Source organism: Pseudomonas sp. GW821-FHT02C04 (assembly GCF_059421845.1).
On record NZ_JBWKVT010000002.1, the window covers coordinates 102,641 to 125,270 of the forward strand.

At 61.8% G+C, this 22,630-nt stretch carries 22 protein-coding genes; 11 read left to right on the forward strand and 11 right to left on the reverse strand.

The features are described from left to right. Positions 1 to 86 precede the first annotated feature (86 nt). From AC07VV_RS08540 to AC07VV_RS08565, 6 genes are all read left to right on the forward strand, one after another. Complete coding sequence (locus AC07VV_RS08540) at positions 87 to 605, forward strand: RNA polymerase sigma factor (protein WP_495035995.1); 519 nt, start codon at positions 87 to 89, stop codon at positions 603 to 605. Beyond that, the gene (locus tag AC07VV_RS08545) at positions 602 to 1,573 is read left to right on the forward strand and encodes a FecR domain-containing protein (protein WP_495035996.1); all 972 of its coding nucleotides are present in this window, start codon (positions 602 to 604) and stop codon (positions 1,571 to 1,573) included. Before AC07VV_RS08540 ends, AC07VV_RS08545 begins: the two co-directional genes overlap by 4 nt. Before the next feature lie 162 nt (positions 1,574 to 1,735). Beyond that, positions 1,736 to 4,162 (forward strand): TonB-dependent siderophore receptor, encoded by a 2,427-nt coding sequence (locus AC07VV_RS08550; protein WP_495035997.1) that lies wholly within the window; start codon positions 1,736 to 1,738, stop codon positions 4,160 to 4,162. A gap of 74 nt (positions 4,163 to 4,236) precedes the next feature. Then, the gene (locus tag AC07VV_RS08555; RefSeq protein WP_495035998.1) at positions 4,237 to 5,367 is read left to right on the forward strand and encodes a PepSY-associated TM helix domain-containing protein; all 1,131 of its coding nucleotides are present in this window, start codon (positions 4,237 to 4,239) and stop codon (positions 5,365 to 5,367) included. Further along, positions 5,364 to 5,543, forward strand: coding sequence for a hypothetical protein (locus tag AC07VV_RS08560; RefSeq protein WP_096817815.1), 180 nt, complete (start codon positions 5,364 to 5,366; stop codon positions 5,541 to 5,543). The genes AC07VV_RS08555 and AC07VV_RS08560 overlap by 4 nt, the downstream gene beginning before the upstream one ends. Before the next feature lie 66 nt (positions 5,544 to 5,609). After that, positions 5,610 to 6,239, forward strand: coding sequence for a glutathione S-transferase (locus AC07VV_RS08565; RefSeq protein WP_495035999.1), 630 nt, complete (start codon positions 5,610 to 5,612; stop codon positions 6,237 to 6,239). 87 nt (positions 6,240 to 6,326) lie between these two features. Here the strand turns inward: AC07VV_RS08565 and creD are convergent, their stop codons facing one another. Next, entirely contained in the window at positions 6,327 to 7,697 is a 1,371-nt protein-coding gene (creD, locus tag AC07VV_RS08570) for a cell envelope integrity protein CreD (protein ID WP_495036000.1), read from the reverse strand. Between the two features lie 165 nt (positions 7,698 to 7,862). Between creD and AC07VV_RS08575 the strand changes: the two genes are divergently transcribed. Beyond that, a complete protein-coding gene (locus tag AC07VV_RS08575) occupies positions 7,863 to 8,873 on the forward strand; it encodes an acyltransferase family protein (RefSeq protein ID WP_495036001.1) in 1,011 nt (336 codons plus the stop codon). 24 nt (positions 8,874 to 8,897) lie between these two features. Here AC07VV_RS08575 and creC read toward each other — a convergent pair whose 3' ends face one another. From creC to rloA2, 3 genes are all read right to left on the reverse strand, one after another. Then, positions 8,898 to 10,316: a two-component system sensor histidine kinase CreC gene (gene creC / locus AC07VV_RS08580; RefSeq protein WP_495036002.1), complete on the reverse strand. Its 1,419-nt coding sequence runs from the start codon at positions 10,314 to 10,316 to the stop codon at positions 8,898 to 8,900. Continuing rightward, positions 10,316 to 10,996, reverse strand: coding sequence for a two-component system response regulator CreB (gene creB / locus AC07VV_RS08585; protein WP_495036003.1), 681 nt, complete (start codon positions 10,994 to 10,996; stop codon positions 10,316 to 10,318). Before creB ends, creC begins: the two co-directional genes overlap by 1 nt. A 68-nt stretch (positions 10,997 to 11,064) precedes the next feature. Continuing rightward, positions 11,065 to 11,571, reverse strand: coding sequence for a retropepsin-like aspartic peptidase RloA2 (rloA2, locus tag AC07VV_RS08590; protein ID WP_102619757.1), 507 nt, complete (start codon positions 11,569 to 11,571; stop codon positions 11,065 to 11,067). Between the two features lie 173 nt (positions 11,572 to 11,744). Between rloA2 and yihG the strand changes: the two genes are divergently transcribed. Beyond that, positions 11,745 to 12,632 carry a 1-acylglycerol-3-phosphate O-acyltransferase, YihG family gene (yihG, locus tag AC07VV_RS08595; protein ID WP_495036004.1) on the forward strand — a complete coding sequence of 296 codons (888 nt, stop codon included), beginning with the start codon at positions 11,745 to 11,747 and terminating at the stop codon, positions 12,630 to 12,632. 14 nt (positions 12,633 to 12,646) lie between these two features. Here yihG and AC07VV_RS08600 read toward each other — a convergent pair whose 3' ends face one another. Beyond that, positions 12,647 to 13,198, reverse strand: a complete 552-nt coding sequence (locus tag AC07VV_RS08600) for a DUF2780 domain-containing protein (protein ID WP_192559162.1) — start codon at positions 13,196 to 13,198, stop codon at positions 12,647 to 12,649. Positions 13,199 to 13,347: 149 nt separating this feature from the next. On the opposite strand from AC07VV_RS08600, the gene AC07VV_RS08605 reads away from it, so the two are divergent. The 3 genes from AC07VV_RS08605 to AC07VV_RS08615 are packed head-to-tail and all read left to right on the forward strand — an operon-like array spanning position 13,348 to position 15,083. Next, positions 13,348 to 13,974, forward strand: coding sequence for a sigma-70 family RNA polymerase sigma factor (locus AC07VV_RS08605; RefSeq protein WP_495036322.1), 627 nt, complete (start codon positions 13,348 to 13,350; stop codon positions 13,972 to 13,974). Beyond that, complete coding sequence (locus AC07VV_RS08610; RefSeq protein WP_495036005.1) at positions 13,971 to 14,645, forward strand: anti-sigma factor; 675 nt, start codon at positions 13,971 to 13,973, stop codon at positions 14,643 to 14,645. The genes AC07VV_RS08605 and AC07VV_RS08610 overlap by 4 nt, the downstream gene beginning before the upstream one ends. A gap of 57 nt (positions 14,646 to 14,702) precedes the next feature. After that, complete coding sequence (locus AC07VV_RS08615; protein ID WP_096817795.1) at positions 14,703 to 15,083, forward strand: DUF3757 domain-containing protein; 381 nt, start codon at positions 14,703 to 14,705, stop codon at positions 15,081 to 15,083. 41 nt (positions 15,084 to 15,124) lie between these two features. Here the strand turns inward: AC07VV_RS08615 and fdhA are convergent, their stop codons facing one another. From fdhA to AC07VV_RS08645, 6 genes are all read right to left on the reverse strand, one after another. After that, positions 15,125 to 16,324, reverse strand: a complete 1,200-nt coding sequence (fdhA, locus tag AC07VV_RS08620; RefSeq protein WP_096817794.1) for a formaldehyde dehydrogenase, glutathione-independent — start codon at positions 16,322 to 16,324, stop codon at positions 15,125 to 15,127. A 99-nt stretch (positions 16,325 to 16,423) separates the two neighbouring features. Then, entirely contained in the window at positions 16,424 to 17,281 is an 858-nt protein-coding gene (gene purU, locus AC07VV_RS08625) for a formyltetrahydrofolate deformylase (RefSeq protein WP_008086918.1), read from the reverse strand. Positions 17,282 to 17,330: 49 nt separating this feature from the next. Continuing rightward, positions 17,331 to 17,963, reverse strand: coding sequence for a sarcosine oxidase subunit gamma (locus AC07VV_RS08630; RefSeq protein ID WP_096817792.1), 633 nt, complete (start codon positions 17,961 to 17,963; stop codon positions 17,331 to 17,333). A gap of 55 nt (positions 17,964 to 18,018) precedes the next feature. After that, entirely contained in the window at positions 18,019 to 21,036 is a 3,018-nt protein-coding gene (locus tag AC07VV_RS08635) for a sarcosine oxidase subunit alpha (RefSeq protein ID WP_495036006.1), read from the reverse strand. Next, positions 21,033 to 21,362 (reverse strand): sarcosine oxidase subunit delta, encoded by a 330-nt coding sequence (locus AC07VV_RS08640; protein ID WP_016986286.1) that lies wholly within the window; start codon positions 21,360 to 21,362, stop codon positions 21,033 to 21,035. Before AC07VV_RS08640 ends, AC07VV_RS08635 begins: the two co-directional genes overlap by 4 nt. Before the next feature lie 13 nt (positions 21,363 to 21,375). Continuing rightward, positions 21,376 to 22,626 carry a sarcosine oxidase subunit beta gene (locus AC07VV_RS08645; RefSeq protein ID WP_003206307.1) on the reverse strand — a complete coding sequence of 417 codons (1,251 nt, stop codon included), beginning with the start codon at positions 22,624 to 22,626 and terminating at the stop codon, positions 21,376 to 21,378. Between the last annotated feature and the right edge of the window lie 4 nt (positions 22,627 to 22,630).

Sequence of the window (22,630 nt, forward strand, 5' to 3'; positions counted from 1 at the left end):
GACCGGTGGCCAATTGCTAACCATTCCCACCTCTGCCACAATCGCGAACAATTCTCGTTAGTTAACATTTCCCAGTCGGTGCCTTCGTGTCGTCAGCCCAAAGCCCTCACAGTGAGCTCGTCGGTGCGTTGTATCGCGACCATCGCGGCTGGCTGCTGGGCTGGCTGCGGCGCAACGTGGCCTGCCCGCAACGCGCCGAAGACCTGAGCCAGGACACCTTCGTCCGCCTGCTCGGCCGCGAGGAACTGCTGACGCCCCGCGAACCCCGAGCCTTTCTGGTGGCCATCGCCAAAGGCCTGCTGTTCGACTACTTCCGTCGCGCCGCCCTGGAACAAGCCTATCTCGCCGAACTGATGCTGATCCCCGAAGGCGAGCAGCCGTCGGTGGAAGAGCAGCAGCTGATACTCGAAGACCTCAAAGCCATCGACCGCCTGCTCGGCCAATTGTCGACCAAGGCCCGCGCCGCATTCCTTTATAACCGTCTCGACGGCCTGACCCATGCCGAGATCGCCGTCAAACTCGGCGTGTCGGTGCCGCGCGTGCGCCAGTACCTGGCCCAGGGTATCCGCCAGTGCTACATCGCCCTGTACGGTGAGCCGACATGAACCCGGCCAGTTCCAAACCGGTCTCGGCCCACGTACTGGACGCGGCGATTGCCTGGCAATTGACCCTCGATTCCAGCAGCCCGCTGGAGCGCGAAGAGTTCGCCAAATGGCACGCGGCCAACGAAGAACACGCCCGCGCCTGGCGTCAGTTGGGCATGCTCGACCAGCGCTTCAGCGTGGCCAACGGCCCGGCCCGCAGCGCGTTGCTGCAATCGCGCGAAGGCATCCGTCGCCGGGTGCGCAAGCTTGGCAGCGGGCTGGCCAGTGTTGTCGCGGTGGTCGGCCTGTCGCTGTTTGCCGCAGAACACTATCTGCCGCTGGAATACTGGCTCGCCGACCAGCGCACGGCTACCGGTGAACAACGCACCGTACGGCTGGCGGACGGCACCGTGATCAACCTCAACACTCACAGCGCCGTCGATGTGCGGTTCGATGACCAGCAGCGGCTGATCGTGCTGCAGGAAGGTGAAATCCTCATCGAGACCGGTCATGGCGATGCACGACCGTTCATCGTCGAAACCCGCGAAGGCCGCATGCGCGCGTTGGGCACGCGGTTTCTGGTCAAACGCGAAGAACAGGGCACGCGCCTGAGCGTGTTGCAGTCGGCCGTCGCGGCGCACCCGCAATCCGATCCGCAGGAACAGATCCTGCGCGAAGGCCAGCAGGTGCTGATCCGCAATAACGGGCTGGGCGCAGTCGTCGCGCTCAACCCCGGCGCCGATGCCTGGACCCGCGGCATGCTGGTAGTGGACAACGCGCGTCTGGAAGACCTGGTACACGAGCTCGGCCGCTACCGTCGCGGCCATCTGGGCATTGCACCGGAGGTGGCCGACCTGCGCATTACCGGCAGCTTCCCGCTGCACGATACCGACAAGGCGTTGAGCGCCCTGCTCCCGACCCTGCCGGTGCAGATCGAGCAGCACACGCCGTGGTGGGTCACCGTGGCCAAGGCTGATCCGAAGCCCTGACACACCGCGTTGCCTGCTCGCCCCCCATGAAAACGGACTTTCTGCTGACTTGTGCAGCGATGTCGTTCGTTAATCGAAATTATTTTCATCCAGCCCTATCACTTTTCGAATCTCGTCCGGCACCCAAGCAATTGAGAAATATTTCCATTCAGGAGCCGCCGTATGTCCCGTTCGCTAGACACCTTGTTGCGCCCCAGTTTGCTGGCGGTCGCCATTGCCCTCTGCAACCCGCTGGCCAGCAGCCAACTGATCGCCGCGGAACAGGCGTCGAGCGTTCGCGCCTACAACCTGCCGGCCGCGCCGCTCTCCACCACCCTGAACCAGATCGCCAGCCAGGGCGGCCTCACGCTGTCGCTGAATCCGTCGCTGGCAGCCGGCAAGACCTCGGCGCCGGTCAACGGCCAATATGACGCGGCAGGCGCACTGAGCGCCGCCCTGCGCGGCACCGGCCTGCAACTGGAACAGAGCAGCACCGGCACGTACACCCTGGTCGCCGTGCCGGAAGGCGTGATGGCCCTGCCGGAAACTTCGGTGATCGGAGTGGAAAACTCTGAAAGCGCCTGGGGCCCGGTCGAAGGCTACACCGCCACTCGCACCGCCGCCGGCACCAAGACCGACACCGCGCTGGTCGAAGCACCCCGTTCGATCTCCGTCGCCACCCGCCAGCAGATGGACGACCGCAGCGTGCACAGCCTCGATGACGCCGTGCGCTACATGCCGGGCATCACCGCCAGCAGCTACGGCAGCGACACCCGCTCCGACTGGCTGCGTGTGCGTGGCTTCGAACCGACTCAATTCCTCGATGGCCTGCCGCTGCCAAAAGGCGTGTACGCCAACCCGAAACAGGAAACCTGGAACCTCGACCGCCTCGCCCTGTTGCGCGGCCCGGCCTCGTCGGTTTACGGCCAGACCCCGCCGGGCGGCCTGCTGGACATGGTCAGCCGTCGTCCAAGCGATGTGCAGAGCAGCGAAATCCAGTTGCAGTACGGCAGCGACAACCACCGTCAGATCAACTTCGCCAGCACCGGCAAGATCGACGACGCCGGGCAGTTCCTCTACGGCCTCAGCGGCGTGGTACGTGACAGCGGCACGCAGGTCGATCACGTCGACAACAAGCGCTACAACATCGCGCCGAGCCTGACCTGGAACATCGACGACGACACCAAGTTCACCCTGCTGACCCAGTTCACCCGCGACGATACCGGCATCACCAGCCAGTTCCTGCCGGTGCAGGGCACCAAGATCGACATGCCGTTCGGCAAGGTTTCCCACCACAAGAACCTCGGCGATCCGGACTGGGAATACTACGACCGCACCTACTACGCGCTCGGTTATGCCTTCGAACATCGCCTGAACGATGTGTGGCAGTTCAAGCAGAACCTGCGTTACACCAAATCGGAGCTGTCGTTCCAGAGCCTGACCCCGGGCTCGTACCCGTACACCCAGGTGGACAACGCTGGCAACGTCGGTCGCACCAGCACCAGTGTCGAAGAGGACATCAGCCAGTTCGCCGTGGACAACAACTTCCAGGCTGACTTTGCCACCGGCGACATCCGCCACACCCTGCTGCTGGGTCTGGACCACCAGCGCAGCAACAACAACTACACCTCGATCTTCGGTGACGGCCTGACCACCAATGTGCTCAACCCGATCTACGGTCAGCCGATCGTGCGTCCGGCGCGCTCCACCGCCTTCTACGACTATGAGCAGAAGACCTACCAGACCGGTCTGTACGTGCAGGATCAGATGGCCCTCGACCAATGGCGCCTGACCCTCGGTGGTCGTGAAGACTGGGTGCACACCGGTACGAAGTTCATCAACAAGGCCGACGCGACCAACACCGACCGCGACAAGGCCTTCAGTGGCAACGCGGCACTGAGCTACGTGTTCGACTCGGGTTTCGTGCCGTACATTTCCTACGCCGAATCCTTCCAGCCCACCAGTGGCGCCGACGCCTCTTCCACGGAATCGCTCAAGCCGACCGAAGGCAAGCAGTGGGAACTGGGCATCAAGTACCAGCCGCCCGGCAGCAAGACCCTGCTGTCCGCCGCGGTGTATGACCTGACCCAGAAAAACGTCTCGGTAAGCTCCTTCGTCAACGGCGTATCGATCACCAGCCAGACCGGCGAAGTGAAAGTCAAAGGCCTGGAGCTGGAAGCCACCTCCGATGTCACCGACAACCTGAAAGTCATCGCCGCCTACACCCTGGCCAAGTCCGAAGTGCAGAACGGCGCCGACAAGGGCAATCGCCTGCAACTGATGCCGAACCAGCAAGCCTCGCTGTGGACCGATTACACCTGGCACAGCGGCGTGCTCGACGGCTTCGGTATCGGCGGCGGCGTGCGCTACACCGGCAACACCTACGGCGACAAGGCCAACACCTGGCTGGGCAAGGCTGATGCCTACACCGTGTTCGATGCCGCCGTGCATTACGACCTCGGTCGCCTGGACAACAGCCTCAAAGGCGCGTCGCTGGCACTCAACGCCACCAACCTGCTGAACAAGGACTACATTTCCACCTGCGACAGCTTCTACTGCTACTACGGCGACCAACGCAGCGTCGTCGCCAGTGCCACCTACAAGTGGTAAGCGCTTGAGCTGAAACAGGCCCTGCAACCAGGCCGTCCCTCGTGGACGGCTTTGGTGTTTTTGAAGGTCATGAAATGAAAAGTAAAACAATCCGCCGCTGGTCGTTCGTTCACACCTGGACCAGCCTGATCTGCACCGTGTTTTTGCTGCTGCTGGCCCTGACCGGCCTGCCGCTGATCTTTCATCACGAGATCGAGCATCTGCTCGGTGACGCACCCCAGGTGCGCGAGATGCCGGCCGATACGCCGCACCTGAATCTGGCGCAACTGGTGCAAGCCGCCGAAGCCCATCGTCCCGGCGAAGTCGTGCAGTACTTCGGTTTCGAAGACGACGAACCGAACACCGTACTGACGATCATGGCGAAGACCGCCGGCACCGAGCCGAATTCCTCGCACACCTTCATGCTCGACGCGCGCACCGGGGAAGCGCTGGAAACACCGGCGGCCAATGGCGGCCTGATGCTGTTCATCCTGCGCCTGCACGTCGACATGTTTGCCGGTCTGCCGGGCAAGTTGCTGCTGGCGTTCATGGGTGTGCTGTTCGTGGTGGCGATCGTGTCCGGGACGGTGTTGTACCTGCCGTTCATGCGTCGCCTGGACTTCGGCACCGTGCGCCGGGACAAATCCACCCGTCTGCGTTGGCTCGATCTGCACAACCTGATCGGCGTGGTGACCCTGACCTGGGCGCTGGTGGTGGGTGTCACCGGAGTGATCAGTGCCTGTGCCGATCTGATCATCGCGGCCTGGCGCAACGATTCGCTCAACGCCATGATCGCGCCCTACCGCGATGCGCCGCCGCTGACTCACCTCGCCCCGGCCACTCGCCTGCTGGATATCGCCGGCGAAGTTGCACCGGGCATGAAACCGGACTTCATCGCCTTCCCCGGCACGCGGTTTTCCAGCGAGCACCATTACTCGGTGTTCATGAAGGGCGGCACCCACCTGACCTCGCATCTGCTGACACCGGTGCTGATCGACGCCAGCAACCTGCAAGTCACGGCAGTCGCCGAGCGGCCGTGGTACATGGACGCCATGGGAATGTCGCAGCCGCTGCACTTTGGCGACTACGGCGGCATGCCGATGAAAATCCTCTGGGCCACTCTCGATGTGCTGACCATCATCGTCCTCGGCAGCGGCGTGTACTTGTGGGTGGTGCGGCGCAAGGCCGCGAAACCGGTGCTGGAAACAGCGGAGGCTTCGGCATGAAACCGCGTCAGTCGAATTTCTGGAAAGTCTTCAGCACACCGCTGGTGATCGCGTTGCTCAGTGCGGCGGGGTTGTTCGCCGCCCTGCTGGGTGACGGGATCTGGGATGGCTTGAGCTGGATCGGCCTCGGCGTGCCAGCTGCACTCGCCTTGCGCGGTCTGCTGCAACGGCACTGAATGGCTTGAGCCTGACGGGCAACACGCTATGCTGCCCGTTCATTGCCCTTGATCGAGACCCTGCCGATGTCCGCTCCCAGCATGACCCTGTTCCACAACACCCTGTCCCCGTTCGTGCGCAAAGTCATGGTGCTGCTGCACGAGACCGGCCAGCAGGATCGCGTTGCCTTGCAGGACTGCGTCCTGACACCGGTCAGTCCCAACGCTGCGCTGAACGAAGACAATCCGCTGGGCAAGATCCCGGCCCTGCGCCTGGCCGATGGCAATGTCATCCATGACAGCCGGGTGATCCTCGATTACCTCGACCACCAGCACGTCGGCAATCCGCTGATCCCTCGCGACGGCTCGGCCCGCTGGCGCCGCCTGACACTCGCCTCGATGGCCGACGGGATCATGGACGCCTCGGTGATGGTGCGTTACGAGCAAGTGCTGCGCGCCCCGGAGAAGCACTGGGACGAGTGGCTCGAGGCCCAGCGCGACAAAATCCGCCGGACCCTGGCGCTGCTGGAGCGCGAAGCCATCGCCGAACTGACCTGCCATTTCGACGTCGCTTCGATCAGCGTGGCCTGCGCGCTGGGCTATCTTGATCTGCGCTTCCCGGATCTGGGCTGGCGTGAAGCCAACCCGCAACTGGCCAACTGGTTCTTTGAAGTGAGCCAGCGCCCGTCGATGATTGCGACGATGCCGAAGGTTTGACGCACCGGGCGGGAGGCAACGACGCAAAGATCAGCGTCACCAATACCTCTGCCTCCCGCTGATCCTCACGCAACCCCACAAACCGGCTCATTGCACCGCTCCGAGATCAAACTCCAGGGGCTTGGCCGATTTCTGCCCGACGCCGTACCAGTCCAGGTTACGGGTCAGCACCATGAACACGCCCAGCAGGCCGAACAGCAACAGCGAGCCCATCAGCAGCGCGTAATCCTCGGCGCTGAGCAAGCCGTAGAGCAGGCCATACAACGCCGCCAATCCCGCCGAAAAACTCAGGCCATGACGCACGCTGTGCAGCACGTGGCAGACATAGAAGCCAATCAGCAACACACAACCACTGGCCGACAGCAGATACGCCAGGGCAAACCCGATGTGTTCCGACAACGACAACAACAGCAGATAGAAGAACGCCAGTGCCACGCCCACCAGCGCATATTGCACCGGGTGCACGGCCAGGCTTTTCAATATCTCGAACAGGAAGAAACCGGCGAACGTCAGGACAATGAACAGCAGCGCATATTTGATCGCCCGATCGCTCTTCAGGTACTGGTCCACCGGATCGATGAAGCTCACCCCGAAACTGCGCCCGTTGAACGCCTCGCAATCGTTGCCCGAGACGCAACGGTTCATGGTCTCTTGCAGGTTGGTGGAGAAAAACGAGGTTTGCCAATCGGCGGTGAAACCCTGATCGGTGACTTCACGCTTGGCCGGCAGGAAGTTGCCAATGAAGCTCGGATGCGGCCAGTTGGCAGAAAGATTCACGCGGCTGGTCTTGCCCACCGGCAGCACCTGCAACGAGCCGGTGCCTTGCAAACGCAGGTCGAAACCGAAGGCCAGTTCCGTGACCTGAGTTGTATCGAGTGCCGGCAACGTCGCCCGAACGCCCTCGCCGAGCCAGCCCACTTGCGTGCCGGGCACGAAGTCCAGGCGTTGCGAACCGAGTTCCAGTTTCAGGGCATTTTCGATCCCGCGAATATCACTGATGCCGATCGCCAGAAACGGCGCATCGAATTTGTAATCAGCAAAATCTTCCTTGACCCCCAACTGCGCCGGCAGCGAAAAATGCCCGTTGATGCGGTTGTCGGCGTGGAACAGCCGCGCTTCATAGATGCCCCGGGCACGCAGTTCGGTCTGCACCTGGCCGTCGAGTTCGAAGCGCTCCGGCAGGAAGTACAAGCGCCCACGTTCCTCACCTATTTCCTGATAACGCTCATCGGTCTTTTCCCTGGTTTTCCAGGTACGCACCACTTTACGGTACGGCACCACCATCACCGGCCCGCTGATCTGCTGGCTGTAGCTTGAGCTTCTGGCGATGTCTTCGAGCACACCGTCGCGCAGTTGCTGGCGATCATCGATGACGCCGTCGATCATCAGCAGCGGCACCAGCAGTAACAGGATCAACAGGGCAATGGCCCCGAGCTTGAATGTCAGATTTCGGTTCATCGGAACGCTCCCTTGTTGGAATGGAGCGAGTCTGTAAACGCTGTGTGGGTTTGTGATGGAGGTTGTGTGGGCTTTGTGTGGAAATACCTGTAAAACGCCTTTTCCGTCATCAAGTGCAGGACCACTTCGCGCCATAAGGGCAAGGTTCGAACAAGGATTATTCAATTGCGAAACAACTCATTCGACTTGATCAGGCATTGTGCCGCGCTGATGGTGCTGATCAGTCACCACTTCGCACTTTGGGGCCAGGAAGAGCCAGGCATCGCCGGCTACAACTCATTGGGCGGCATCGCCGTCATCGCCTTCTTCTCGATCTCCGGCCTGCTGATCACCCATAGCTTCCTCAATGCCAGCAGCGTCACCGACTATTTGGCCAAACGTGTCGCGAGGATTTTCCCGGCGCTGATCGCCTGCGCGTTCATCATGACGTTTGTGGCGGGCGGGATATTTGCAGACGGCTATGTCACCGGTCCTGCGGCGCTGATCGACTTCCTGCGCATCTCGCTGTTCGGCCGCGCGGCAATCGATGAAATCACCAACGGCTTTATCTTCAGCGAGTCGTTCAATGGCAGCCTGTGGACACTGAAGATCGAATTCACCTTTTATCTGCTGGTGGCGGCCGCGCTGAGTCTGTACCGCCGGGCTGCGACGGCCGGTGCAATGCTGGTGGCGTTCTGTATTGCGACCTATGTGCTGGGCAATGGCCCCGCCTCGGCACTGACGCAGAAACTGGCGGTGTATGGCTGTGCAGGTATCGCCTTTTTTGCCGGGTCGCTCCTGGCCTTCTACAAACAATACCTCGGCGCCAGACATCGAATGGCAATGACGCTGGTGGCCTGTCTCGGCCTGATTCCGTTGGTGGCGGGAACCCCGCTGACCGGGGTGGTCGTCACGCTGTGCATTTGCCTGGCCACGTTGAGCCTGGGCCTGCTGTATATCGATAACACCATTCGTGGCCGGTTCGACCTCTCCTACGGCATCTATCTGTATGCGTTTCCCGTACAGCAGTTGGTGATCAACAAGACGTCGCTGGCGTTCGTGCCTTCCATGATCGTGTCGGCGCTGATCGTGATCGTGTTGGCCATCGCGTCCTGGCTGTGGATCGAACGACCGGCACTGCAATGGGTGCACCGCCGAAGCAAGGCCCGGATCAATGAGGTGATGACGCCGTCCTGAGCGCAAGACGGCTCGCCCGAGTGTTCACGGCAGGTGCAATTGCACCTGCACGCCACCGTCAAGGTTGTCGATGCGCAGAGAGCCACCGTGCAACTTGACCACCTCTTCGACGAAGTTCAGCCCAAGCCCCGTACTTTTGCGGCCACTGTCCGGACGCGGCAATGAATAGAATCGCTCGGTCAGACGCGCCAGCGCGTAATCGGGAATCGGCGCGGCTTCGTTGAACAGCCGAAACTCGATCTGCTCGCCAACCCGCTCGGCGTCAAATCGCAGCAACCCCCGTGGCGGCGTGAAATCCAGCGCGTTCTCCAGCAGATTGCCCAAGGCCTGGCGCAGCAGGAACGGCTCGCCGATCAGTGACAGGTCCGCCGGGATGGCGCACTCGATTCGCAACTGCTTGCCCTCGATCCTCGCCGCCTGTGACTGCAACACTTCATCGACCAGCGCAGCGAGCGGCACGGCGACGCGCTCTTCCAGCGCCTGACGCTGCTCCACCTGGGCCAGATCGAGCAGTCGCTCAATCAGTTGCTGCATGCGCGCACTTTCGCTGTCGATGTTGCCGACGAAACGCTGCCGTTGCGCCAGCGGCATTTCGCTTTGCAACAACTCGGCAGCGCCACGAATCGCCGCCAGCGGGCTCTTCAATTCATGGGTCAAGGTGTGGACGTAGCGCTCAACATAGGCCTTGCCTTCAAGCTGGGTGCGCATCTGTTCCACTGCGCTCGCCAGTTGTTCCAGCTCGCCGCCACGGTAATGCGGCACTTCCACCCGACGCCCTTCGCTCACGGCCTCGGCATAACGGGTCAAACGGTGCAGTGCCCGGCTCAGCCACCACGACAACAGCGCACCGAGCAGCAGACCCAGGACGATCAGCCCGGCGCCATAACCCAGCAAGCGACGCTCGGTGCGGTCGACATAGGGTTGCAACGAGCTGTTGGGTTTGGCCACGGTGACCACGCCGATGATCTGGCCATCGTCGCGGATCGGCGCACCGACGTGCATGACCGAAGAGTTTGGATCATTGGGGTCGCTGCGGCTGGAGCGCGCGCCGTATTCGCCGCGCAGGGTCAGGTAGACGTCGTTCCAGCGCGAGTAATCCTGGCCGACCGCAAGTCCACTGGAATCCAGCACCACGATGCCCTTGGCATCGGTGACGTAGATGCGGTGGTTGACCTGGTTTTTCGGCAGGCCCCAGATCGTCGCTTTCGGCTGGCGCTCGCCATAGGCGCGGAGCAGTTCCGGCCAGCGATTCTGGCTGAGAGTGCCGGCCTTGAAATCGTCCTTGAGGATTTCCGCCATCAGGTTGGCCGTGTCGACCAGGGTCTCCTCGGTGGACTGACGCACGCCAGGGCGGATTTCCTCCATCACGGTGTTGAGCACGAAATAACCGGTGAGGCCGATAAACAGCACGTACACCAGGAAAATCCGCAGCCCCAGCGACATCAGCTGTGCCCCGGGCTGTAGCTGTAGCCGAGGCCGCGATGGGTCTGGATCGGCTCGGCCTCGGCGCGTATCAGACGCAACTTGGCGCGCACGCTCTTGATGTGGCTGTCGATGCTGCGCTCGTAGCCGGCATCCGCTGCCACCCCCAGCGCATCCAGCAGTTGCTCGCGGCTGAACACCCGCTCGGGTTGTTCGAGCAGGCATTGCAGCAGACGGAACTCATGACGGGTCAGGCTCAACGCCTGGCCGCGATAGCTGATCTGCACGCGCTCGGGATCGATGCGAAACACCCCCGACCAGGCTTCGGCCGGCGGACGCGGTGACATGCGCTTGAGAATTGCCCGGACCCGCGCCGCCACTTCCCGAGGGCTGAACGGTTTGACCACGTAGTCGTCGGCACCGATTTCCAGGCCCACCACGCGGTCGATTTCGGCATCCCGGGCGCTGAGAAACAGCACCGGCACTTCGCTGAACCGGCGCAGTTGCTTGCAGGTTTCGAAACCACTGATGTCCGGCAGTCCGATGTCGAGGATGATCAGGTCGGCCGGCGTCTGGCGCTGATGCTCTAGCGCCGCCGCGCCGAGGCTCAGCCAGGTCGTGGTGAAGCCCTCGCCCTGCAAGGCAAAAATCAGCGTGTCGGCAATCGCCGCTTCGTCTTCGACAATCAGGATATGAGGCATGGCGTCCGAGCCTGTGGATTAAGTGCGCGAACGGTGCCCCAAGCCTGACGTTACGTCAATGAGACCACTTAGCAGTCTGGCTTGTCGGCGGTGAATCGACGCGCCGGGTTTACCGCTGCGCCGAACTCACGCAGCGCCTTGGCACCGATCAGCAGTGGATAGTTGAAATGGCTGCGGTCGGTCAGGTTGACCTCAACGGTACGCTTGACGTTGCCCAGGCACAGTTCCAGATCGACCACCGGGCGCTTGGCGGCTTCCGTGGTGTCGCGATCCTCGTCGTCCTCGTCGGAACGGCTCTTGATCTTGCTGATCCGCGCGATCTTGTGTTCGAACACCTTGTTGCTGGCGTCCTTGGTGGCGAGGCGGAAACGCACCCAGTCTTCGCCGTCGCGGGTGAAGGTCTCGATGTCCTTGGCCGACAGCGACGCGGTCAGCGCGCCGGTGTCCATTTTCGCCTTGAGCACTTGCCCGCCGATTTCCGGCAGCGCGATGTATTCGTAACGCCCGTACAGGGTCGGCTCGGCGGCCAGCACCGGCAGGGCAACAAGGGAAAGCAAAGCAAGGAGGGATTTCACGTAAGGGGCTTCCTTGAGAAATGGGGCGTCAGACGCGAGATTTTAGACCGCTGTTCACTTGATCGTTCCCGCAAGGCTAACGCGCCAAAGGTAAAACATTCGTAACCCGCGATTTGGCCTGTCGCCCGAAGCCACTTATCATGGCGCGCCCATCCGCTTTCATAGAGTTGCTTATGCGCCGCCTGCTCACCGGCTGTTTCGTCACCCTGCTGTTATTGCTCAACACCCTGGTGCTGTTCGGCCCGCTGATGGTGTTCGCCCTGCTCAAGCTGATCCTGCCGGGACGCTTTCGCGATTACGCCTCGTGGGCGGTGATGTGGATCGCCGAGACCTGGGCGGAAATCGACAAGCTGATCTTCCGCCTGTGCATCCCGACGCAATGGGACATCCGGGGTGGCGATGATCTGCGTGGCGACACGTCGTATCTGGTGATCAGCAACCATCAGTCCTGGGTCGACATCCCGGCGCTGATCCAGACCCTCAACCGACGCACGCCGTTCTTCAAGTTCTTCCTCAAAAAAGAATTGATCTGGGTACCGTTTCTGGGCCTTGCCTGGTGGGCGCTGGATTACCCGTTCATGAAACGCTACACCAAGGCGTTTCTGGCGAAGCACCCGGAACTGGCCGGCAAAGATCTGGAAATCACCAAAGCGGCGTGCGAGCTGTTCAAGCGTCAGCCGGTGACGGTGGTCAATTATCTGGAAGGCACGCGCTATACCGCGGCCAAAAGCACTCAGCAACAGTCACCGTTTAGCCACCTGCTCAAGCCCAAGGCGGGCGGTGTGGCGTTTGTGCTGGCGGCGATGGGTGAACAGCTGGACGCGATTCTCGATGTGACCGTGGTTTATCCACAGCCGAAGATTCCGGGTTTCTGGGACCTGATCAGCGGTAACGTGCCGCGGGTGATCATCGATATCCGTACTCGTGAACTCGACCCGGCGCTGTGGCAGGGCGACTACGAAAACGATCCGGTGTTTCGCGAGAAGATCCAGAACTGGGTCAACCAGCTCTGGACCGAGAAAGACCAGCGCATCGCCCAACTGCGCGGCGAGCGCGGCTGATCAGCGGGGGTCGGTCAACCGCCGACGCCCCAGACACCGCCGAGGGTTTTCAGCAGCGAACCGCCAACGCCCTGGTCACCCAGGTACTTGAGGATCACCGGAGCAAACTGGCCGACCATGCTGTCGTTCATGCCCAGTGCGCCGAATGCGCTGTTCAGGTCATTGGTGCTCTTCACATTGCCCAGCGCATTTTCCAGCCCCGCCGACTTGCCGGAAGAACCGAGCACGCTGCTCAGCGCGCCCAACTGACCGGCACCACCCGACAGTTTGTCGAGCCCTGGAACGCTTTTGGCCAGTTCCGAATAATCGCTGCCGCTGAGCTTGTTCTTCGCCAGGCCGAACATTGCACTGGTGCCACCGACGGCTTGTTGCGGCGTAACCCCCAGACCAGTGACCGCTTGCAGCAAACCGGCCGTTTCCGAGGTCGGCGCGGCGGCGGTGGCCGCGTTACCGCCCTGCATGCTTGAGGCTGCCTTCGTCACGTCATCCAGGCTGAAACCTGCGAAAACCGGGCTCGCCACAACAGTCATCAGCGAAGCCAGTGCGAAACCGCGTGAAATCTTCATCCAGACATCCTCTTTCGTCATGAAAAACCGCCCGTCACGGGTGGCAAAACTGTCGGTTTGACCGGCGATTCGCCAGCATGTTCCGAGCGTAGCGCATCCATTCTGAACCCGGCCGCGTATATGAAACGTGAAACCCCGGATACCCCATGATGAATGGCACGAGCGCAGTAGCTGAACTAGCCTGTGAACTACCCGAAACCAGCGCCCGCCCTGTCTGGAGACTTGTCATTACCTTCGCCGACACCGATCAGCTGCGGCAATTGCTGGCCCAGTGTTCACTGGGCGACCGCCGTGCCTTCGAAACGCTGTACCGCAGCGTGGGCCCGCGCCTGCACGGTGTGGCGCTGCGTTTCATGGGGCGCCCGGATCTTGCCGAGGAAGTGTTGCAGGAAAGCTTCGTAAGGATCTGGAACAACGCCTCGCGCTACGAATCGCACCTGTCAGCGCCAATGACCTGGATGATCAACATCACCCGCAACCAGGCCATCGACCAGTTACGCAAACACCGCGACCGGCCTTTGACCGATTTTGAACAGGACGCTCTGACGGACGAAAGCCCCTCCGCACACGACCAGTTGAACAGCGCCCGTGAAGCCACAGCCCTGAACCGCTGCCTGGAAACCCTCGAAGGCATGCAGCGCCAGTCGATTACCGTGGCGTACTTTCAGGGTTTGTCTTGCTCGGAGCTGGCCGAACATCTGGCGGCGCCGCTGGGCTCGGTCAAATCATGGATTCGCCGTGGCATGGAACGCCTGCGCCGGTGCCTTGAATCATGAACTACCAGACCCCTGCCCTGCGCCGCGCCCTCGCCGCCGATTACGCCATCGGCTTGATGGCTGCGCCGGCCCGTCGACGTTTCGAGCAGTTGCTGCTGGAAGATGCGGCCTTGCGTGCTGAACTGGCGCACTGGCAGGAAAGCCTCGCCAGCCTTACAGAAACATTGCCGGAGGTTCCAGTGCCGGACCGAGTTTGGCACGGCGTTACCGCGCGGATCGAACCGCAGGTGCTGCACGTCCCCGAGAAGCGTCCGTTCTGGAACTGGCTGCGGGTGACGGCGGCACTGGCTTCAATCGTGGTGCTGGTATTCCTCGGCTCGCTCTACACCCACGACGATGCCCGCTACCGCGCCACCCTGCTGAGTGCCGACGCGAAACCGGCGCTGAAGGTCGAGGCCCATGACGATTACCTGCAAGTCGAGCCGCTGACATTGGCGGCTGTCGATCCGCAGCGCAGCCTGGAACTGTGGGCGATTCCGGCCGATGGCAAGCCGATTTCATTGGGCGTGATCCCGGCGGGCGGCAAAGGCAGGGTTGAATTGAACGACGCGCAGAAGGCGCTGATCGGTAAGCCGATTGCGCTGGCGGTGAGTCTAGAGCCGAAGGGTGGATCGCCGACCGGGCAGCCGACGGGGCCGGTATTGTATCAAGGGGCATTGGCGGGATTATGAAGTCAATCAAGTCCGGCTCAAGGTCCAGAGGTCTTTTTACTCCAGAGGGTTTAAAAGATGCGATCACAACTATTGCTGGGTGCACTTTCTTTTTTCATCATGTCTTCTGTCCATGCGCAAACCTTGATTTGCCCAAAGGCAGCGCAAATTGACCAAGTCAGCACCGAAAGCGGGACTTACGTATTCACGGCACCGGCATCCAAAGGCACGACATGGATGGGTACTGGTGCAGAGGAGTTCGATCTGAAAACGGCATCGTTCACCGGGGCAAAAATAGATGACCCAGTCCTGACTTGCGATTACAAGGACCAGTCTGATCGCACGATGCAGCTAACGTTGAAAGAGGCGAAAAAGGCTCGCCCCGTCGCCAAAGGCAACTGGAAAGAAAACCAGTGCAGCTCCGAAAAGCTCACGCTCTGCGCATTCAACATTCAGTAAAAAAGGCGACCCGTAGGTCGCCTTTCTTTATACCTTGATGCTTACGCCGCACTGAACAACTTGTGCGGATCAATCACAAACTTCTTCGGCACGCCCGCATCGAACTCGCCGTAGCCTTCCGGCGCCTGGTCGAGGCTGATGACCTGCACGCCCACCACTTCGGCAATGTTGATGCGGTCCCACATGATCGCCTGCATCAGCTGGCGGTTGTACTTCATCACCGGGGTTTGCCCTGTGTGGAAGCTGTGGGATTTGGCCCAACCGAGGCCGAAGCGGATGCTCAGGCTGCCCATTTTTGCAGCAGCATCCACAGCACCCGGATCTTCGGTCACGTACAGGCCCGGGATACCGATCTTGCCGGCTACCCGCACTACGCCCATCAGCGAGTTGAGTACGGTGGCCGGGGCTTCGGATTTGACGCCGTCGTGGCCATGACCACGGGCTTCGAAGCCCACGCAGTCCACCGCGCAATCCACTTCCGGTTCGCCCAGCAGCGCGGCGATCTGTTCGTGCAGCGGGGTATCTTTCGACAGGTCGACGATTTCAAAACCCTGAGCCTTGGCGTGGGCCAGGCGGATGGTGTTGACGTCGCCGATGATCACCACCGCCGCGCCCAGCAGACGGGCGGATGCCGCAGCGGCCAGACCGACCGGGCCGGCGCCCGCGATGTAAACGGTGCTGCCCGGGCCAACGCCAGCGGTAACGGCGCCGTGGTAACCGGTCGGCAGGATGTCGGAGAGGCAGGTCAGGTCACGGATTTTCTCCATGGCCTTGTCGCGGTCCGGCAGTTTTAGCAGGTTGAAGTCGGCGTACGGCACCAGCACATACTCGGCCTGGCCGCCGGTCCAGTCGCCCATGTCGACATAACCGTAGGCACCGCCGGCGCGGGCCGGGTTGACGGTCAGGCAGACGCCGGTGTGTTGCTCCTTGCAGGAACGGCAGCGCCCGCAAGCCACGTTGAACGGAACGGAGACCAGATCGCCGATTTTCAGGTTCTCGACGTCGGAGCCTTTTTCGATCACTTCACCGGTGATTTCATGGCCCAGCACCAGACCGGTCTGCGCCGTGGTCCGGCCGCGCACCATGTGCTGGTCGGAGCCGCAAATGTTGGTTGAAACCACACGCAGGATCACACCGTGCTCGATCTTCCTGCCACGCGGATCCTGCATTTTCGGATAGTCGATTTTCTGTACTTCGACCTTGCCAGCGCCGAGATACACCACACCACGATTGCCAGACATGCTTTCACCTCGCTGTTGTTTTTATGGAACCGCGCCGCCCAGGCAGGCAGCGCGTTAAGTGCTCGGGTTATTGCTTGTTGGTCTTGCGTTGTCTGTGACTCAAAGAACGACGGTGCGGTTGGCGTTCAGGAACACCCGTCGCTCGATGTGATAACCCACCGCCCGTGCCAGGGTCAGGCCTTCGATGTCGCGGCCCTTGGCAATCAGGTCTTCGGGGTAATGACTGTGATCCACCGCCTCGACGCCCTGGGCGATGATCGGCCCCTCGTCCAGGTCGTTGTTGATGTAGTGCGCGGTGGCGCCCACCAGTTTCACGCCCTTGTTGTAGGCCTGGTGATACGGCTTGGCGCCCTTGAAGCCCGGCAGCAGCGAGTGATGGATGTTGATCGCCTTGCCATCGAGCTTGCGGCACAGCTCCGGCGACAGCACCTGCATGTAGCGGGCGAGGATCACCAGTTCGGCGCCGGACTCTTCGATCACTTGCCACACCTGACGCTCCTGCGACGGCTTGTCGTTGGGGTCGAGAGGGAAGTGGTAGTAGGGAATCTGGTGCCAGTCGGCCAGCGGCTTGAGGTCCGGGTGGTTGGACACCACCGCTGCCACGTCCATCGACAACTGGCCGATGCGCTGGCGGTAGAGCAAGTCGTTGAGGCAGTGATCGGCCTTGGAAACCATGATCACCACTTTTGGCCGGTAGTTCGGCGCGGTCAGCTCGAAGATCATGCCGAACGCCTGACCGCGCTCGGCGAGGCCGGCGCGGAAGGATTGCTCGTCAAAACCGTCGGGCTGACGGAATTCCACGCGAATGAAGAAGCGGCCCGAGAGCCGGTCGTCGAACGAGTGGTGCTCGGTGACATAACAGCCCTGCTCGAACAGAAAACGCGTCACCGCGTCCACGGTGCCGAGAACGCTGGGGCAGTCGGCGGTCAGAATCCATGTATCCGGGGCGCGGCTCATTGTCGTTTTTCTCCTCTACTCGTTCCCACGCACAGCGTGGGAACGATCATTACGCCTGAACGCTAAGGCCGTATTCGGCGGACGCATCCTGCAACCACAACCACCAGTAATCCGAGAAACTGCGACGAATCAGCAGTTCCCAGGTGTCTTCGGCGGTGTGGCGAATCATCAGCTGCGACTTGGCGAACACCGTGCCCACGGCCTTGCCGACCGGAAAATTGTTCGGATGCACGTCGTAGCTGGTGGACTTCATCAGCACCTGACGCACGTTCGGGCCGCTCAGTTCGAGCACTTGCTGGCCGCCGCTGACGTTGACGATTGCGATGTGCAGGTCGCCCAGCGCTTCGCGCAGTTTCTGCTCGGCGGCGAACTCTTCGCCGCTCGGCACGATCAGCAGCCACTCGTCCGGGCCCATCCATTGCAGGCTGGTTTCGCCTTTGACGATCACGCTCAGGGCGCCCGGCAACTCAATGCCCAGGGCCTTGTGCACGCCGGCCGCGAACGCGGCATCGTGGCCGTCGCCACGAATGGTCAGATGGCCGAGGAGTTTCTTCTCGCGCACGGTCACGCCGGCGCTTTTGCGGCCCTTGCCGACCAGGCTGGCGAGGTCGGCGTGATGCAGCGACGACTCGGCCTTGGCCCCGGTGGTCGGGCGTTGTTGGTAAACGTTGGCTGCGGTCATAAAGCACCCTTCCTGAATTCTGTGCCGCTCCCGCGCCAGGCGCGGGAGCGATCAATTAGATGTTCTGGCGATCGCCTTTCGGATCGAAGAACACCGAAGAAACGATTTCCGCCTCGATCACGCTGCCATCCGCCAGCGGTGCGAACACCCGCTCGCCCAGACGCTTCAGACCACCCTTCACCACACCCATGGCAAACGAATAACCGAGGGAGTTGTGCGCGTAGCTGGAGGTCACATGGCCGACCATGGTCATCGGGATCGATTGCTTGGTGTTGAACACCAATTGCGCACCTTCCGGCAGCCATACGTTCGGATCGACCGGTTTCAGGCCCACCAGCTGTTTGCGCTGGTCACGCACGCAGTCTTCACGGTTCATGCCGCGCTGGCCGATCCACGAGAACGGTTTGGTGCGACCGACACACCAGCCCATGTTCAGGTCGTCCGGGGTCATCGAGCCGTCGGTGTCCTGGCCGACGATGATGAAGCCCTTCTCCGCACGCAGGACGTGCATGGTTTCAGTGCCGTACGGGGTCAGGTTGTACTGCTTGCCGGCCTCGACGATTTTCTCCAGCACACCCATCGCGTAGTCGGCCTGGACGTTGACTTCGTACGACAGCTCACCGGTAAACGAGATACGGAACACCCGCGCCGGCACACCGCCGACCAGACCTTCTTTCCAGGTCATGAACGGGAACGCTTCGTTGGCCAGGTCGATGTCGGTCACGGCGCTGAGCAGCTTGCGGCTGTTCGGACCGGACAGGGTCATGGTCGCCCAGTGGTCGGTGACGGAGGTGAAGTACACCTTCATTTCCGGCCATTCGGTCTGGTGGTACAGCTCCAGCCACTGCAGTACGCGAGCCGCGCCGCCGGTGGTGGTGGTCATGACGAAATGGTTGTCGGCCAGACACGCCGTCACACCGTCGTCGAAGACCATGCCGTCTTCCTTGCACATCAGGCCGTAACGGGCCTTGCCCACGTCGAGCTTGGTCCAGGCGTTGGTGTACACGCGGTTGAGGAACTCACGGGCGTCCGGGCCCTGGATGTCGATCTTGCCCAGGGTCGAAGCGTCCAGCAGGCCAACGCTGTCGCGCACAGCCTTGCATTCGCGTTTGACCGCGGCATGCATGTCTTCGCCGTTTTTCGGGAAGTACCACGGACGTTTCCACTGGCCGACGTCTTCGAACTCGGCGCCGTTTTTCAGGTGCCATTGATGCAGTGCGGTGTAACGCACAGGTTCGAAAATGTGCCCACAGTGACGGCCCGCTACCGCGCCGAAAGTCACCGGCGTGTAGTTCGGACGGAACATCGTGGTGCCCATCTGCGGGATGGTCACGTTCAGCGAACGGGCGGCAATCGCCAGGCCGTTGACGTTGCCGAGCTTGCCCTGATCGGTGCCGAAGCCCAGCGCGGTGTAGCGTTTGACGTGCTCGACCGACTCGAAACCTTCGCGGGTCGCCAGTTCGATGGCGGCGGCGGTCACATCGTTCTGCAGGTCGACGAATTGCTTCGGTGCCCGTGAGGTGTTCTTTTCATGCGGCACCTGGAACAGCGCCAGCGTCGGTTCCTCATGACGGCTCAAGGCTTTCGGCAACACGCCTTCGACGGTCTGGAACCCGGCTTCGGACGCAGCGCGCACGCCACCTTCAAAACCGTCGGCCAGGGAATCGCCGAGACCGTAGACGCCGTTGATACCACCGACGCACACGCGCTTCTGCGGTGCTTCGCCCGGTACGAAACCGAGGATGTCTTCGCGCCAGATCGGTTTGCCACCGAGGTGCGACGCCAGGTGAACCACCGGGCTGTAACCGCCGGAGCTGGCGATCAGGTCGCAGTCGAGCCATTCGCCCGGGCTGGTGACCTTGTGACCTTTGACATCGATCGCCGCCACGCGGGCAGCGGTGACGTGCTTGCTGCCACGGGCCTCGATCACGGCGCTGCCGGTGAGGATGCGGATGCCTTTGGCGCGCGCCTCTTCCACCAGCGCACCACGCGGATTGCTGCGGGCGTCGGCAATGGCGACCACTTGCAGGCTGGCATCGAGCCAGTCCAGCGCCACGCGGTAGGCGTGATCGTTGTTGGTCGACAGCACCAGCTTCTTGCCCGGTGCCACACCGTAGCGACGCACGTAAGTCGACACAGCACCGGCGAGCATGTTGCCCGGCACGTCGTTGTTGCCGTAGACCAGCGGACGCTCGTGGGCACCGGTCGCCAGCACCACGCGCTTGGCGCGGACGCGGTGAATGCGCTGACGCACCTGGCCAATCGGAGCGCGGTCGCCGAGGTGATCGGTGAGGCGTTCGTGAATGGTCAGGAAGTTGTGGTCGTGGTAACCGTTGACCGTGGCGCGCGGCAACAGCAGCACGTCCGGGGTGTTCTTCAATTCGGCAACGACACTGGCGACCCACTCCACCGCAGGCTTGCCATCGAGGCTTTCGCGGGAGTCGAGCAGGCTGCCGCCGAACTCTTCCTGCTCATCGGCGATGATCACCCGCGCGCCGCTGCGCGCAGCCGCCAGGGCAGCCGCCAGACCGGCCGGGCCGGCACCGACGATCAGCACGTCGCAGTGCTGGTTCATGTAGTCATAGGTGTCCGGATCGTTCTCGGTCGGCGAACGGCCAAGACCGGCTGCCTTACGAATGTACTTCTCGTAAGTCATCCAGAACGATTGCGGGTACATGAAGGTTTTGTAGTAGAAACCCGGTGGCATCAGCTTGCCGCCGACCTTGCCGAGAATCCCCATCATGTCGTTGTTGACGCTCGGCCAGCCGTTGGTGCTGGTGGCGACCAGGCCCTGGTACAACGCCTGTTGCGTGGCGCGCACATTGGGAATCTGGGTGGCTTCGGTAGCACCGATCTGCAGCACCGCGTTCGGCTCTTCGGCACCGGCAGCAAAGATGCCCCGTGGACGCGAATACTTGAAACTGCGGCCAATGATGTCGACGCCGTTGGCCAGCAGTGCAGCGGCCAGCGAATCGCCTTCGAAACCTTTGTAGACCTGGCCGTTGAAGGTGAAGCTCAGCACTTTGTTGCGGTCGATCCGTCCACCGTTGGACAGGCGATTGGTCTGGCTCATACCTTCTCTCCCAGCGCCGTCGTGGCTGTTTTCGCAGTGTCAGCCTTGTCGGTGAATTGCGGCTTGGTGCCGATCTTGTAGGTTTCGAGAATCTCGTAGGTCACGGTGTCGCGGGTGACGTTGAAGTACTGGCGGCAACCGGCGACGTGATCCCACAACTCGTGGTGCAGACCACGCGGGTTGTCGCGGAAAAACATGTAGTCGCCCCACTCTTCATCAGTGCAGGCGCCTGGGTCCAGCGGACGCGGGATGTGCGCCTGGCCGGATGCGTGGAATTCCTCTTCGGAGCGCAGTTCGCCGCAGTGAGGACAGAAGATATGCAACATGGGATTTCTCCTGTTAGTGGGCGACAGCCGCAGCGCCGTGTTCATCGATCAACGCACCGTTGTGGAAACGGTCGATGGAGAAAGGTGCAGCCAACGGGTGCATTTCACCCTTGGCCAGACTCGCGGCAAACACGTTGCCCGAGCCAGGTGTTGCCTTGAAGCCGCCGGTGCCCCAACCGCAGTTGAAGAACATGTTCGGTACCGGGGTTTTCGAAATGATCGGGCAGGCGTCCGGCGTGGTGTCGACGATGCCGCCCCATTGACGGTTCATGCGGACCCGCGACAGCACCGGGAACATCTCGACGATGGCCTGGATGGTGTGCTCGATCACCGGGTACGAACCGCGCTGGCCGTAGCCGTTGTAGCCGTCGATACCGGCGCCGATCACCAGGTCGCCCTTGTCGGACTGGCTGATGTAACCGTGCACGGCGTTGGACATGATCACGCTGTCGATGATCGGTTTGATCGGCTCGGACACCAGTGCCTGCAACGGGTGGGATTCGATCGGCAGACGGAAACCGGCCAGTTTGGCCATGTGCCCGGAGTTACCGGCGGTGACCACGCCGACGCGCTTGGCGCCGATGAAGCCCTTGTTGGTTTCGACGCCGATGCACACGCCGTTTTCCTTGCGGAAACCGATCACTTCGGTCTGCTGGATCAGGTCCACGCCCAAGGCGTCGGCGGCACGGGCAAAACCCCAGGCCACGGCGTCGTGACGGGCCACGCCGCCGCGACGCTGGACGGTTGCGCCCATCACCGGGTAGCGAGTGTTTTTCGAGCAATCGAGGTACGGGATCTCGTCCGCGACTTGCTTGGCGTTGAGCAGTTCGCCGTCGACGCCGTTGAGGCGGTTGGCGCTGACCCGACGCTCGGAATCACGGATGTCCTGCAGGGTGTGGCACAGGTTGTAGACGCCGCGCTGGGAGAACATCACGTTGTAGTTCAGGTCCTGAGACAGGCCTTCCCACAGTTTCATCGCGTGTTCGTACAGGTGCGCCGACTCGTCCCACAGGTAGTTGGAGCGAACGATGGTGGTGTTGCGCGCGGTGTTACCGCCGCCCAGCCAGCCCTTTTCGACCACGGCCACGTTGGTGATGCCGTGTTCTTTGGCCAGATAGTAGGCAGTCGCCAGACCGTGCCCGCCGCCGCCGACGATGACTACGTCGTAGACCTTTTTCGGGGTCGGCGTGCGCCACATGCGCTGCCAGTTTTCGTGGTGGCTGAGGGAGTGTTTGAAGAGGCCGAAGCCCGAATAGCGTTGCATAGTC